Origin of the sequence: Micromonospora sp. NPDC050695, assembly GCF_040654415.1 — a bacterium.
Classification (GTDB): domain Bacteria; phylum Actinomycetota; class Actinomycetes; order Mycobacteriales; family Micromonosporaceae; genus Micromonospora.
In genome coordinates, this window is sequence record NZ_JBFAHZ010000043.1 from 33221 (window position 1) to 46813 (window position 13593).

The 13593-nt window shown below is 71.3% G+C and carries 14 protein-coding genes; 8 read left to right on the forward strand and 6 right to left on the reverse strand.

The window, feature by feature from the left end; genetic code table 11:
- Window positions 1–907 precede the first annotated feature (907 nt).
- The gene (locus AB0H52_RS24805; RefSeq protein WP_151491414.1) at window positions 908–1294 is read left to right on the forward strand and encodes a hypothetical protein; all 387 of its coding nucleotides are present in this window, start codon (window positions 908–910) and stop codon (window positions 1292–1294) included.
- Window positions 1295–1351: 57 nt separating this feature from the next.
- Complete coding sequence (locus AB0H52_RS24810) at window positions 1352–3145, forward strand: gamma-glutamyltransferase family protein (RefSeq protein WP_357950308.1); 1794 nt, start codon at window positions 1352–1354, stop codon at window positions 3143–3145.
- Between the two features lie 6 nt (window positions 3146–3151).
- Here the strand turns inward: AB0H52_RS24810 and AB0H52_RS24815 are convergent, their stop codons facing one another.
- The 4 genes from AB0H52_RS24815 to AB0H52_RS24830 are packed head-to-tail and all read right to left on the reverse strand — an operon-like array spanning window position 3152 to window position 6403.
- Window positions 3152–3778 (reverse strand): response regulator transcription factor, encoded by a 627-nt coding sequence (locus AB0H52_RS24815; RefSeq protein ID WP_151491416.1) that lies wholly within the window; start codon window positions 3776–3778, stop codon window positions 3152–3154.
- Window positions 3775–5022, reverse strand: a complete 1248-nt coding sequence (locus AB0H52_RS24820; RefSeq protein ID WP_151491417.1) for a histidine kinase — start codon at window positions 5020–5022, stop codon at window positions 3775–3777. The genes AB0H52_RS24815 and AB0H52_RS24820 overlap by 4 nt, the downstream gene beginning before the upstream one ends.
- Window positions 5023–5027: 5 nt before the next feature.
- Window positions 5028–5480 (reverse strand): ABA4-like family protein, encoded by a 453-nt coding sequence (locus AB0H52_RS24825; protein ID WP_151491418.1) that lies wholly within the window; start codon window positions 5478–5480, stop codon window positions 5028–5030.
- Entirely contained in the window at window positions 5477–6403 is a 927-nt protein-coding gene (locus tag AB0H52_RS24830) for a hypothetical protein (protein ID WP_151491419.1), read from the reverse strand. The genes AB0H52_RS24825 and AB0H52_RS24830 overlap by 4 nt, the downstream gene beginning before the upstream one ends.
- Before the next feature lie 166 nt (window positions 6404–6569).
- Between AB0H52_RS24830 and AB0H52_RS24835 the strand changes: the two genes are divergently transcribed.
- On the forward strand, window positions 6570–6815 hold the full coding sequence (locus AB0H52_RS24835) for a hypothetical protein (RefSeq protein ID WP_192580375.1): 246 nt from the start codon (window positions 6570–6572) through the stop codon (window positions 6813–6815).
- A 10-nt stretch (window positions 6816–6825) separates the two neighbouring features.
- Here the strand turns inward: AB0H52_RS24835 and AB0H52_RS24840 are convergent, their stop codons facing one another.
- The gene (locus tag AB0H52_RS24840) at window positions 6826–8070 is read right to left on the reverse strand and encodes an MFS transporter (protein ID WP_357950313.1); all 1245 of its coding nucleotides are present in this window, start codon (window positions 8068–8070) and stop codon (window positions 6826–6828) included.
- Window positions 8071–8152: 82 nt separating this feature from the next.
- On the opposite strand from AB0H52_RS24840, the gene AB0H52_RS24845 reads away from it, so the two are divergent.
- From AB0H52_RS24845 to AB0H52_RS24855, 3 genes are all read left to right on the forward strand, one after another.
- The gene (locus tag AB0H52_RS24845) at window positions 8153–9037 is read left to right on the forward strand and encodes a LysR family transcriptional regulator (RefSeq protein ID WP_357950316.1); all 885 of its coding nucleotides are present in this window, start codon (window positions 8153–8155) and stop codon (window positions 9035–9037) included.
- A gap of 163 nt (window positions 9038–9200) precedes the next feature.
- Window positions 9201–9533, forward strand: coding sequence for a carboxymuconolactone decarboxylase family protein (locus tag AB0H52_RS24850; protein WP_225854648.1), 333 nt, complete (start codon window positions 9201–9203; stop codon window positions 9531–9533).
- Between the two features lie 18 nt (window positions 9534–9551).
- The gene (locus tag AB0H52_RS24855) at window positions 9552–9971 is read left to right on the forward strand and encodes an ASCH domain-containing protein (RefSeq protein ID WP_151491422.1); all 420 of its coding nucleotides are present in this window, start codon (window positions 9552–9554) and stop codon (window positions 9969–9971) included.
- Window positions 9972–10129: 158 nt separating this feature from the next.
- Here AB0H52_RS24855 and AB0H52_RS24860 read toward each other — a convergent pair whose 3' ends face one another.
- The gene (locus AB0H52_RS24860; RefSeq protein WP_151491423.1) at window positions 10130–10363 is read right to left on the reverse strand and encodes a winged helix-turn-helix domain-containing protein; all 234 of its coding nucleotides are present in this window, start codon (window positions 10361–10363) and stop codon (window positions 10130–10132) included.
- Window positions 10364–10911: 548 nt separating this feature from the next.
- Between AB0H52_RS24860 and AB0H52_RS24865 the strand changes: the two genes are divergently transcribed.
- Window positions 10912–11709 (forward strand): PrsW family glutamic-type intramembrane protease, encoded by a 798-nt coding sequence (locus AB0H52_RS24865; protein ID WP_357950321.1) that lies wholly within the window; start codon window positions 10912–10914, stop codon window positions 11707–11709.
- An 88-nt stretch (window positions 11710–11797) separates the two neighbouring features.
- Window positions 11798–13593 (forward strand): molybdopterin-dependent oxidoreductase (locus AB0H52_RS24870; protein ID WP_357950324.1); only part of this gene is annotated, 1796 nt, incomplete at its 3' end.

Below are 13593 nucleotides of genomic sequence, written 5' to 3' on the forward strand. Positions count from 1 at the left end.
TGGCGACGCGCATCGGGGGTCTGATCGATCAGTGCCGGAACGACCCGAGTCTCCGTCCGACCCTGCAAGAGCTGGGCATCGAGGCGAATCAGCCCCCGGTGGCTACTCCCGCCCCGCAGCAGCCTTCCCTGGTGGCCGACGCGCCGCCGTCCGCTCCGGGCCACAACCTGCCGAGCCTGTCGGACGCCCTGGGGCCTCGTGCCCGCATGCCGTACTTCGGCCAGTCGGCGGCCGGCTGGGCGGACCGGCGGCAGGCGTACGGCGCGGTTCCCGGAGGCATGCCGGCAAGCCATGTTCCCGGACCGTCGGGATATGCCGCCGCCGTCCCCGGAGGCATGCCGGCAAGCCATGGTCCCGGACCGTCGGGATATGCCGCCGCCGTCCCCGGGCAGTATTATGAGGCTGCGGGGCTGCGCGCGGTGGGAGCGCACGGCCGGGGTCACGGAGGCACGCCGAACCCGCCTGCGGCATGGCATGAGAGCCACTTCGGGATGTCGTCCAGCACCTCACGGGGCAATCGAGGTAGGCCCTGACCCGTCTAAAGAGCGCGGATACCCCATCTCCGCCAGGGCCAGGACCCATTCTGCACGCGGGAAGAGGGGCTGCGACGGGGGAGGGTGCGGGAAGCGGCTCTCCGACCAGATCGGCCGCCGCCCGGTCATCCTTGCCGCGCTGATCCTCTCCGTCGTCGCCGACGCCATCTTCCTGTTCGCTGTGGACCTCGCGATGATCGTCGTGGGGCGGGGTGCTCGCCGGCCTCTCGGCGCACTGATCATCGGGCTGGCGACCGCGGCCCTGGCCGAGTTGATCGACCCGCGGCACCCGAAGCGGGCCACCACCGTGTCGATCTTCGCGAACCCTGGTCGGTCTCGCCGCCGGCACCCTGCTGGCCGGGATCGTGTCGGACGTGGCACCCGACCCGCTCCGGCTGCCCTGGGTCATCGTGCTGGCGCTGGCCCTGATCGCGATCATCGCGGTGCGCGGCGTACCGGAGCTGGTCATCAGCGCCGCGGTCCTCGGCGTCGCGTCCGGGGTGGCGGTCGGCGACGGCATCGCCACGATCACGATGAGGACCGCTCCGCAGCACCGGGCCGAGACGGTGTCCACCTTCTTCGCCATCCTGTTCGCCATGCTCGGCGTGCCCGCCGTCGGGGTCGGCCTGCTGATCCAGACGAACGGTCTGCGTCCCGCCGGCGAGATCTTCAGCGTGGTGGTGGCGGTGCTCGCGCTGGGCGTCCTGCTCAGCCTCTCCCGAGGCGGGTCGGGCCGGTCCGAGGCGCGTCCCGCCAGCTGACTGCGGGTAGCGTGCCACCCGAGTCCAGCCCGGGCGGCAACCGTGCGAGGTGTTGTCATGACGTTCACGACCAGACCGACGTTGCAGGGCACGTTCGGCATGGTGTCCTCGACGCACTGGCTCGCCAGCCAGTCGGCCATGGGCACCCTCGAACGCGGAGGCAACGCCTTCGACGCCGCGGTCACCGCCGGGTTCGTCCTGCACGTCGTCGAACCGCACCTCAACGGGCCCGGCGGGGAGGTGCCGGCCATCGTGGCGACCGCGCAGGACCCCACCCCGAAGGTGCTGTGCGGCCAGGGGCCGGCGCCGGCCGGTGCCACCATCGCGCACTTCCGGTCCCTCGGGATGGACCTCATTCCCGGCGCGGGGCCGCTCGCGGCGGCCGTACCCGGCGCGGTGGACGCCTGGCTCCTGCTGCTGCGCGACCACGGCACGCTCTTCCTCGCCGACGTGCTGGAGCCGGCGGCGATCGACTACGCCGGGGCCGGCCACCCGTTGCTGGGCCGGGTCGGTGACACGGTGGCCGCCGTACGCCCGCTGTTCGAGGAGCACTGGCCCACGTCCGCGCAGCTGTGGCTGCGCGGCGGCAGCGCGCCGGCGGCGGGGGAGCGGTTCACCAACCCGGCGTACGCGCGCACCCTGCGCCGGCTCGTCGACGCCGGGCGGGCGGCCGGCGCCGACCGGGAGGCGCAGATCGAGGCCGCGCGCCGGGCCTGGAGCACGGGTTTCGTCGCCGACGCCATCGACCGGTTCAGCCGGCAGGCGTTCCAGGACTCCAGCGGGCGCCCGCACGCCGGCCTGGTCACCGGCGACGACCTGGCTGCGTACTCGGCGACCTGGGAGGCGCCGGCCACTCTCGACTGGCACGGCTACTCGGTGGCGAAGACCGGCTTCTGGGGGCAGGGCCCCGTGCTGCTGCAGACACTGGCGGTCCTCGACGCGCTCGACGACCCCGGCGCGTACGACCCGGCGACCGCGGCCGGCATCCACGCCCAGGTCGAGGCGCTCAAGCTCGCCTTCGCCGACCGGGAGGCCTGGTACGGCGACGGCGCGGACGTGCCCGCCAAGGCGCTGCTCTCCCCCCGGTACGCGCGGGAGCGGGCCGCCCTGATCGGTGCGGAGGCGTCGGTGCGGCTGCGGCCGGGGCGCCCCGACGGGGCGCAGCCGCACCTGGCCGCCCACGTGCGCCCCGGCGCCGGCCGTCGTGCCGTCGCCCCGGACGCGACCACCGGGGAGCCGACGGTGCGCTCCGACGGGGTGACCCGGGGGGACACCTGCCACGTGGACGTGGTGGACCGCTGGGGCAACATGATCTCGGCGACCCCGAGCGGCGGCTGGTTGCAGAGTTCGCCGACGATCCCGGAGCTGGGCTTCCCGCTGGGCAGCCGGTTGCAGATGTTCTGGCTGGAGGAGGGCCTCGCCTCGTCGCTGGCGCCGGGCCGCCGGCCGCGGACGACGCTCAGCCCGACCATGGTGCACCGCGACGGGGAGCCGATCCTGGCGTGCGGCACGCCCGGTGGCGACCAGCAGGACCAGTGGCAGGTGCCGTTGCTGCTGCGTCATCTCATCGACGGCCAGCCCCTGCAGGAGGCGATCGACGCACCCGCGTGGCACACGCTCAGCCTGCCCGGGTCGTTCTATCCGCGCGAGATGGAGCCCGGCGTCCTCATGGTGGAGGACCGGCTCGACGAGGACGTGGTGGCGGCTCTGCGGTCGTACGGGCACGAGGTGCGGCTCTCCGACGCGTGGAGTCTCGGTCGGCTCTGCGCGGTGACCCGCGACCCGGCGACGGGGGTGCTCGCCGCCGGGGCGAACCCGCGCGGCATGCAGGGCTACGCCTGCGGTCGTTAGCCCGCCTCAGACGCCGCGCGCGAACAGGGCCAGGCGTACCCGGTTGGGGCTGTCGGTCTTGGTCATCAGGCTGGTGATGTGGGTCTTGACCGTGGTCACACCGATGTGCAGCCGGTCGGCGATCTCGGTGTTGGACAGGCCCTCCGCGACCAGGGCCAGCACGTCCCGTTCGCGGGCGGTGAGCCCCTGCACCGGTCGCGGCGTCTCGGCGCGGGCGTGCACCGCCCGCTGGACGAGGCGGTGCAGCACCTCGGGGCTGAACGGGCTGTCGCCGAGGGCGGCCCGGCGGATGCCGTCGAGCAGGTCGGCGGGGGGCGCGTCCTTGAGCAGGAACCCGCAGGCGCCGGCCGTCAGGGCGGGATAGAGATGGTCGTCGTCGCCGAACGTGGTCAGCACCAGAATGCGGGTGGTGGGACGTTCGGCGAGGATCCGACTGGTCGCGGTGATCCCGTCGACGCCGGGCATGCGCAGGTCCATGACGACGACGTCGGGGAGGAGCCGCGCGGCGAGGGTGCTGGCCTCGCGGCCGTTGTCGGCCTCCCCGACGACCTCGATGTCGGGTTGCGCCTCGCAGAGCATGCGCAGGCCCGAGCGGATGAGGTGCTGGTCGTCGACCAGCAGGACGCGGATCACGCCGGCTCCGGTGCGGGCGACCCGGCGGTGGCCTCGCGGTCGCGGGGCACCGACCGGGCCGACGGCTCGACGGTGGGGGTCAACGCCGGGAGGACGGTCCGCACCCGGAACCCCGTCTCCGTCGGGCCGGCCCCCAACCGTCCGCCGAGGACCTCGACGCGCTCGCGCATGCCGGTGATGCCGTGGCCGCCGCCGGTCGGCACCGCCGTCGGCATGCCGGTGCGGCCGTCGTCCGACACCTCCCAGTGCACGGCGCCGTCGCGGACGGCGACCACGAGGCGCGCCAGCGCGGAAGGCCCGGCGTGCTTGGCCACATTGGTCAACGCCTCCTGGGTCAGTCGCAGCACCGCCAGGCCCCGTACGGCGTCGAGTGCGCCGACCGCCGGATCGATGTCGGCCTCCACGGTGACACCGGTCTGCCGGGCCCGGTCGACCGTCGCGCCGAGCGCCGCCGGCAACCCCGACGGGTCGATGGCGGTCAGCGCCGCGTCACCGCGTACCCCATCGGGGTCGCGCAGCACCGCGACCAGCCGGCGCAGCTCCGCGAGGGCCGCGGTGCCGGTGCCGTGCACGTCGTCGAACACCGCGCCCACCCGGGGGTCGAGCTCGGGGAGCACGTGCCGGGCCACGCCGACGCGCAGCACCATCGACGCCACGTGGTGCGCGACGACGTCGTGCAGCTCGCGGGCGATGGCGCTGCGTTCGTCGGCGCGCGCCGCGCGGCTTTCCGACTCGTGCTGGCGTTGCTCGGCCACCGCCCGCTCCACGGCCTGCCGACTCAGCTCCCGGTTGGTGCGGATGACGAGGCCGAGCAGCACCGGCACACCGACCTCCAGGGCCAGCCCGACGGCACCGGAGGCGACCTGGCCGAGCGGGTTGCCGATCGAGTCGGTCAGGTCAACCACGACGAGCAGCGCCGCGGACAGCCAGATGGTCCGGTGGCGGCGCGCCCGCATGGTGACCTCGAGCAGGGCCCAACTGGCACCCACCTGGTTGATCGTGAAGTCGTCGACCAGGCCGATCGCGACCGCCAGCAGGGTGGCCTGCGCCGCCAGGTTGACCAACGGCCAACGATGCACCGCCAGCCCCACGGTGAACGCGAGCACCGCGAGGATCCACTGTGTCGGCGTCGGAGCGCTGGTGGCGTGGGGGACGAAGAGCAGGTAGCCCACCCCGGCGAGATCGAGCAGCACCATCCGCACGAGCGCGTCCCGCATGTCGAACAGTCGCCCCGGCCAGCCCACGGTGGTCAGCCTAGGTGCTGCGGGCCGGTGGTGGCGGCCGGCGACCTGCGCCACCGGCCCCGGACCGCGAGGTACGCGGCCAGACCGAGCGGCCCGAGCAGGATGGTCAGCAGCAGCACCGGAGCCATGACCAGCGCCGGCACCCCCCGTTCCCGGCTGTCCAACCAGGCCCACCGCCCGACGAACAGGTCGAACGCGATCATGTGCGCCCAGCCCGCCGCCGCCCCGTCGGACGTGCCGAGCAGGTCCCGCACCCCGGCCAGGGTCGGCGAGGCCACCGCCGGCAGCACGTCACCGAACGCCGGGAGCACCAGCAGTGCGTAGATCAGCACGACCGGCAGCACGATCAGCGGCGAGGCGATGATGCGTGCGGTCCACGACCAGCGGGGCAGCAGGATCATCAGCGCCCAGAACGGCGCGGCCACCGCGAACGTCAGGGAGAACAGCGTCGCGGTCATGCGGCCAGCGCCAGTTGCGGGCGGCGCGGGCGGGCCAGCACCAGGCCGGTGGCGGTCGCCGTCGCGACCACCAGGGCCGCGACCACGGCCAGCGTGAGGGCGTCCGGCCGCAGCAGCGGCTGTCCGCGCAGGGCCTGCCAGGTCAACACCACCGTGAGTACGCCGTACGCGCCGCCCGCGACGACCAGCAGCCGGACGCGGGTGCGCTCATCGAGCCGCGTGGCGAACCGGGTCAGCAGGATCGCCAGGATCGGCAGCGCCTGGAGGGCGTGCAGCCCCACGAAGTGCCCGATCCGCAGGTCGCCACCGGTGGTGCTCCAGCCGACCACCGGCAGCCCCGGTCCACCGTCGGGCACACCGACGCTGTGCGCCCCGCCGATCCCCTCGATCCCCGGGTCCTGCATCGGCAGCGCCATCGGCACCGCCGCGAGCATGCCCAGCAGGGACAATCCGAGCCCCCATCCGACGGCGGTCGCGGCGACCCGGTCGGGGATCCGGCGGATCCGGACCACGATGCCGATGACGAGGTGCGCGACGAACAACACCATGATCGCCGCGCCCATCGCCGCGAACAGCGCGGTGTTCAGCGGGGTGCTGGCGTTGAAGTGGCTGGTCTGGCCGCGCAGCACCTGAGCGACGATCCACGCGTTCTCGACGACCGCCACCGTGACGATGACCGTGACCGCCGTCTCGGCGACCCGGCTACGCCGAGGCAACAGGGAGAGCATCCAGGCGAGCGTCGCGCCGTACAGCACGAACGACACCGCGAACTTGAACGGCTTGAGCCAGATCGGCGCCCCGACGAGGACGCGCGGATCGACGAGGACGCCGACCGCGGCGACGACGGCGAGCACCGTCATCACGGAGACCAGGGCCATCAGTGGGCGGTTCCAGCGTGTCGCCCGGCGCAGAACGGTAGTCATGTCTGTAGATGCTCGTGGCCGTGCCCGCCGCTCGCGTCCGACCGGAAGCCCCGCCTGCGGCCGCCGGTCGGAGCGGGCCTCCTCCCTGGGTAGGAGACGGAAACCCGTCGAGGTCCGCCGCCGGTGCTGGCACAATTGCCGGCCTCTGGTCAAGGGGCTGCCCCGGGTGACCCGCTTCCGTGCCGGCGCGTCGCGGTTCAGCATCGTCGACCCGTCGGGCAACACCATCGAGCAGGCGATGGCGCTGGCCGCGCTGATCGAGCTGTCGGTCGCGTTGGGCAAGACCGGCCAGGTGCCCGAGTGGGGCGCCCGCCTCCGCGCGCTGACGGTGACCGAGCCGGAGCGTACGCAGGTCGCAAGCTTCGTCGCCGACCCGGCCCTCCTCGGATCGTGGTGGCGCGACCCGCGCTGAGCGCCCCCGGTCAGCGGGTTGCGGTGCTGCGGCGGAACAGTGCCGTCACGCCGGCGAGCACGACCACCAGCAGGCCGGTGAACCAGTTCATGACCGTGAGGGTGCTGACGCTTCGGGTGGCGACCCCGATGCCGATGGTCGGCAGACTCATCCCCAGGTAGGCGATGAGGAACAGCCCGGCCAGGGCCTCGCCGCGCTTGGCGGGTGCGGCCATCGCCGCGACGGTGCCGACGGCGGCCTTGAACAACACGCCGGCGCCCATGCCGGCGACCACACCGCCGACGAGGAACGCGGTCAGGCTGGCGACGTGCATCCCGATCAGCAGGGTCGGCACGCCGAGCGCCTGGGCGAGCAGCCCGAGCCGCACCTTCGCCGCGGCGGCGAGCCGGTTGGTGAGGGTCTGCGCCACGGCGGCACCACCGAACACGGCGAACACGATCGCGCCGGCCAGGGCACGCGACGGCAGGTGCAGGACGCCGGAGACGAAACTCGGGGCGACGGAGGTGAACAGGCCGAACACGGCGAACGATGCGAACCCGGCGGCCGCCGCGGCCACGTACCCGGCCGGGTCGCCGTGGTCGGCGCTGATCCGCTGCGGCCGGTAGGTGGGCTTGACCAGCCGTTCGTCGACGGTCTCCGGGGTCAACACGACCGCCACGATGCTCGCGGCCAGCAGCACGGCGAACACCAGGTAGGGGGTGCGCAACGGCGCGTGGACGTACTGGGCGAGGACGCCCGCGACCAGCGCGCCGACGCCGAGGCCACCGATGTTGGCGGCGGTGGAGACCACCTCGAAGCGCTGCCGGGACGCGTCGGGCCGGTGCGCGGCGTGCAGCTCCTGCAGGTACGCGGTGGCGGTCGCGGTGATCATGCCGATGCCCAGTCCGCTCACCAGGCGGGCGACCAGCAGCACCGGCAGTGACGGATCGCCGAGGAACAGCGCGGCGGCGACCAGCTCCAACGCCAGCGCCGGAATGAGGATCTTCTTGCGGCCGATCCAGTCCGAGACGTGCCCGGCGAGCAGCAGACTGATCACCACACCCACCGCGTACGCCGCGAACACGATGGTGACCATGAACGTGGAGAAGCCGTCCCGGGCCATGTAGAGCGGGTAGAGCGGGGTCGGCACGGTGCAGAACGCCATCGCGGTCAGGAACGCCAGGGCGATCACCCAGAAGCCACGGCCGTGGCGGCGGGACGTCCCCTCGGTGCGGTGGGGCGCGGCGGTGCTGGGGGACAGGGTCGACAACGACATGACCCCACTGTCGCCCCACCCAAGCATCACGTCCAACGAAAGTTGATGCTGGCAACGATCGCGATGAGTGATACTTGATGGTGTGGAACTCCGCCAACTCGAGTACTTCGTCGCCGTGGCCGAGGAGCAGAACTTCACCCGCGCCGCCGCCCGCCTGCACGTCGTCCAGTCCGCCGTCTCGGCGGCGGTCAAGACCCTCGAACGCGAACTGGGCGCGCCGCTGCTGGACCGCAACTCCAAACGCGTACTCCTCACCGACGCCGGCGCCGCCCTGCTGCCGCGCGCCCGGATCGCCCTCGACGCGGCCCGCGACGCCCGCGACGCGGTCGCCGAGGTGCACGGCGGCCTCCGTGGCACCCTGCGCATCGGCACGATGACGTCGACCAGGCTCCTGCGTCTGCCCGCCCTGCTCGGCGAGTTCCACCGCCGGCACCCCGGGGTGCTGCTGCACACCAGCGTCGCCCCGCACGGCTCCCAGGGCCTCATCGACGCCCTCACCGAACGCCGGCTCGACCTGGCGTTCGTGTCCCTGCCCGGCACACCCCCGGCGGAGATCCACCTCACCGAACTGGCCCGCTCGGTCCTCGACCTCGTCGTGCCGGACGACCACCCGCTCGCCACCCGCGAGGCGGTCACCCTCGGCGACATCGCCGGGCTGGACTTCATCGACTCCCCGGTCGGGTACGGCAACCGTTCCGTGACCGACCGGGCGTTCGCGGCCGCCGGACTGACCCGACGCGTCACGATCGAGATCCCCGACATCGCCACCGGCGCCGACCATGTCCGGCACGGCCTCGGCGTCGCCCTGCTGCCCCGCTTCGCCGTCGCCGACGCGCAAGGCGTGCGCCTGCTGACCGTCACCGACGCCGACCTCGACTGGACGGCGTCGCTCGCCACCCCGGTGGACCGTCCGGTGGGAGCCGCCGCCCGCGCCCTGATCAGCCTGACGGCCGAGTTCCTGCCCTGACGGCCTCGCCGGATGCCACATCCACGGAAGGCGTCGCCGCTTCCTGACGCCGCCACCCCCGCCGGCCCCGGTCGTCGGTCGATCGGAAGCAGCGTTCGGCGGGCGACACCCCTCTTCGGTCGAACATGCCCTGCCCGGCGACCCGCCCCGATTCAATGGTGACGTGAACGCACACGAAATCTCCAATGCCCAGAAGATGCCCGGGGACTTCGTGCCCGCTCTCGTCGAGTACACCGATGACGTGCTGTTCGGGCAGGCGTGGGAGCGCCCGGAACTGTCCAAGCGCGACCGCAGCCTGGTCACCGTTGCCGCCCTCGTGGCCGGCGGTAACACCGAGCAGCTCACCTTTCACCTCGACTTCGCGAAGCAGAACGGCCTCACCGAGACGGAGCTGATCGAGGCGATCACCCACCTGGCGTTCTACGCCGGCTGGCCGAGGGCGGTGTCCGCCATGAGCGTCGCCAGGAAGGTGTTCCGGGGCAGCGGGGAAAGCTGACGTCGGTACCCTCCGCGAATGGACCTCGATGATCTACCGCTCGCCGAGTTCGCGTTTCCCGGGCCGCTGCGGGACACCCTCGTGGCCGCGATCCTGTCCGGCGCGAAGACCTCCACCACCGGCCTGCTGGTCGGCTATGAGCGTGCGAACGAGCCGCTGCCCGAGGTGGGCCAACGGTCCGCCGTGGTGGACTCCGAGGGCCGGCGGGTCGCCGTGATCGAGCTGACCGACGTACGGGTGATCCGGCTCGGAGACGTCGACCTGCGACACGCCCAGGACGAGGGTGAGGGCGACGAGTCGGTGGCGCAGTGGCGCGCGGGGCACGAGGCGTTCTGGCACAGCGACGAGGTACGCGCCGAGCTGGGCGATCCAGGCTTCACGGTCGACGACGACACCCTGGTGGTGACCGAACGCTTCCGGCTGGTGCGTGTCGTCTGAGCGTCGTCCGGGTCGCCTGCCGTACGCGTGCGGGATCGTCGCGGCGATCAGTGGTACCTCGGCAGGGCGGCGCTCGGCGTGTCGAACAGCTCAACTGCCAACGATCATGTGATGGGTCGGCCACCCACTCGCAACGTACGCACGCCGCGAAGGTCGTTCTACTGCGACTGCATGGGCTCGGCCACATAGACACCCTTGCCCGGATGTCCCTCGACCAGCTCGCGGTCCTTGAGGATCGTCATGACCCGGTTGATCGTAGAAATGTGCACGCCGTACGTCTCAGCCAGCTCGCGTGTGGACGGTAGCTTCTCACCCGGCGCAAGCTTCCCGGACTTGATCTTTTCGGTGATCTCGGTAGCGATGCGCCGGTAGTCCACTCTCTCGGTCGGCATGAATCGATCTCCGTAGGTCCCTGGTTTCGGCACCCTGATTCGATCACGAGCGGACCTGTTCCAACAAGTTCCATGCTTTTGCTTGACCTGCTCCTACAAGTAGGAATAAGTTGCCTACTTAGTCGGGTTCCCTGGTTTCGGCAAACTCCGAGGTTCCCGGCGACAGACCCACCTGGGGAGTGCGGGGCGCGGACTCTGCCCCCAGGTGGGGCTAACCATGATCGCGGGAAGGGTGCGACGATGCCGATCGACGAGCCGGCCTCGAAGGCAACTGAGCTGTTCATCGCCAAGGGGGTTCTGGACGCGCACTGGACTCGGGCTCTCGACCGACCATGGCGGGTAGGTGGGTGCCTGGAGTGTCGCGGTCGCAACGACTGTCCACAGCTTGATTGGGCCATCAAGGTGACCACAGAGGTGACGGCGTTGATGTTCCAGAAGAGATGACCAGAAGTCCGCCGATCGTTGGTGGACCGCGCCTCCGCGCGGAGTCGTACGGATCTTGGCACCGTGGCTGGTCCTCGTGACAGTGATCCGCCAAACTGCGCGGTATGGGAGATCGTTCGCGCCGGTGGGCGTGGCTCGGCGTGTTCGTCGTCGGGCTGGTTCTGTATCTGGCGGTGCTGCGGACGCTCGTCAGCACGCAGAATCCGAACTTCGTACCGGCGTTGATCCTGCTCGGGGCGACCCTGGTCCCCCTGACGTTCCTGACGTTCGCGCAGGCCCGCACCGGGCGGTGGCAGGTGCCGGCGTCGGTGCTGGTGACGTCGGCGTTCTTCGGCGGGGTGATCGGTACGGTGGTCGCCGGCACGCTGGAGTACGACACCCTGCGGGGTCTGGGCGCCCTGCCGATGCTGTTCGTGGCGTTGATCGAGGAGTCGGCGAAGCTGATCGTCCCGGTGGTGCTGCTGTTCACGGCCGTGGCCCAGCACCGCCGCCGGGTGCCGTCCGACGGGCTGATCATCGGCGTGGCCGCCGGGATGGGTTTCGCCGCGCTGGAGACGATGGGGTACGCCTTCACGGCGCTGCTGAGTTCTCAGGGCAACATCGGGGCGGTCGAGCAGACGCTGTTCATCCGCGGGCTGACCGCGACTGCCGGTCACACCGCCTGGACGGGGCTCACCGCCGGTGCGCTGTGGGCGCTGCTGGCCAGCCCGAGCGTCGGACGGCTGTTCGGGTTCATCGGCACGTTCCTGGGTGTCGTCGTGCTGCACACCCTCTGGGACACGTTGTCCGGCTCGCTGGTCTTCGTCGTGTTGGCGATCATCAGCATCGGCTGGTTGTTCTGGACGCTGCACCGTTACAAGACCTTCAGCGACCAGGCGGTGGGGCGGCTCCAGCCCAGCTGACCGCCCCGCGGTTCCACTGCGCCCGATCCGACAGCTCGACTAATGTCAGGCTGTTCGCATTAGTCGGATTAGTCGGGAAGGTGCGGCTATGGGGGTGCGGAGCTGGATCGAGGGTTGGCCGGTCTACCGGCAGCTCACCGGCACCGACCCGCTGGGCCGGGGCGCGGCGGCCAAGTCCGCTGGCTCCCGGGCGCTGAGCGCGCGCACCGAGACGGCTGATTCGGTGGCCCGGTCCGTCTGTCCGTACTGCGCGGTGGGCTGTGGTCAGCGGGTGTACGTGAAGGACGGGCAGGTCAGTCAGATCGAGGGTGATCCGGACAGCCCGATCTCGCGGGGTCGGCTGTGTCCGAAGGGTTCGGCGAGCAAGAGTCTGGTGACCAGTCCGCTGCGGCAGACGACGGTCCGCTACCGCCGACCGTACGGCACCGAGTGGGAGGACCTCGACCTCGACACGGCGCTGAACATGATCGCCGACCGTGTCCTGGCCGCCCGGGACGAGACCTGGGAGGACGTCGACGACGAGGGCCGGCCGCTCAACCGGACGCTGGGGATCGCCAGCCTGGGTGGGGCGACGCTGGACAACGAGGAGAACTACCTCATCAAGAAGTTGTTCACCGCGATGGGGGCGTTGCAGATCGAGAACCAGGCCCGTATTTGACACTCCGCCACCGTCCCCGGTCTGGGGACCAGCTTCGGTCGCGGCGGTGCCACCCAGTTCCAGCAGGACCTGTCGAACTCCGACATGATCGTCATTCAGGGTTCGAACATGGCCGAGGCGCATCCGGTGGGTTTCCAGTGGGTGATGGAGGCCAAGCGGCGGGGTGCGAAGGTCTTCCATGTGGACCCGCGGTTCACCCGGACCAGCGCTTTGGCCGACGCGTACCTGCCGATCCGGGCGGGCACCGACATCGCCCTGCTCGGCGGCGTGATCCGCTACATCCTGAACAACGACCTCGACTTCCGGGAGTACGTGGTCGCCTACACCAACGCCGCGACGATCGTGACCGAGGAGTACGCGGACACCGAGGACCTGCACGGGCTGTTCTCCGGCTTCAACAACGACAACGCCTCCTACGACCAGGCCAGCTGGCGGTACGAGGGCCACCCGCAGGACGCGACGACCCGCGACACCGAGACCCAGCGGGAGACCGCGGCCGGGCTGGAGCACGAGTCGCACGGCGCACCGGTCGGCGGTGAGACCGAGCGGGACGAGACGTTGCAGCATCCGCGCTGCGTCTATCAGATCCTCAAGCGGCACTACGCCCGTTACACCCCGGAGATGGTGGAGCGGGTCTGCGGGATCCCGCAGGAGAAGTTCCTCGAACTGGCGCAGGCCTGGGCGGCGAACTCCGGCCGGGAGCGGACCAGCATGCTCGTCTACTCGGTGGGGTGGACGCAGCACAGCGTGGGTGTGCAGTACATCCGCGCGGGCGCGATCATCCAACTGCTGCTGGGCAACGTGGGGCGGCCCGGCGGCGGCGTCATGGCGCTGCGCGGGCACGCCAGCATCCAGGGCTCCACGGACATCCCGACGCTGTTCAACCTGCTGCCCGGTTACCTGCCGATGCCACACCACGCGGACCACCCGAGTTTCGACGAGTGGGTGGACAGCATCCGGCACCCCGGGCAGAAGGGCTTCTGGGGCAACGCGCGCACCTATGGCGTCAACCTGCTCAAGGCGTACTGGGGTGACGCCGCGACCGCCGACAACGACTACTGCTACGGCTATCTACCCCGGCTCACCGGCGATCACGGCACCTACCAGCAGGTGCTCAACATGATCGACGGCAAGATCAAGGGTTACTTCCTGTTGGGGCAGAACCCCGCGGTCGGGTCGGCGCACGGTCGGGCGCAGCGGCTGGGCATGGCGAACCTGGACTGGCT

Excerpts from the sequence above, each read along its gene's own strand:
- AB0H52_RS24855 (WP_151491422.1), top strand. The coding sequence starts at position 9,552 with ATGGACCTCGATGATCTACCGCTCGCCGAGTTCGCGTTTCCCGGGCCG.
- AB0H52_RS24830 (WP_151491419.1), bottom strand. The coding sequence starts at position 6,403 with ATGACTACCGTTCTGCGCCGGGCGACACGCTGGAACCGCCCACTGATG.
- AB0H52_RS24825 (WP_151491418.1), bottom strand. The coding sequence starts at position 5,480 with ATGACCGCGACGCTGTTCTCCCTGACGTTCGCGGTGGCCGCGCCGTTC.
- AB0H52_RS24840 (WP_357950313.1), bottom strand. The coding sequence starts at position 8,070 with ATGTCGTTGTCGACCCTGTCCCCCAGCACCGCCGCGCCCCACCGCACC.
- AB0H52_RS24860 (WP_151491423.1), bottom strand. The coding sequence starts at position 10,363 with ATGCCGACCGAGAGAGTGGACTACCGGCGCATCGCTACCGAGATCACC.
- AB0H52_RS24865 (WP_357950321.1), top strand. The coding sequence starts at position 10,912 with ATGGGAGATCGTTCGCGCCGGTGGGCGTGGCTCGGCGTGTTCGTCGTC.
- AB0H52_RS24810 (WP_357950308.1), top strand. The coding sequence starts at position 1,352 with ATGACGTTCACGACCAGACCGACGTTGCAGGGCACGTTCGGCATGGTG.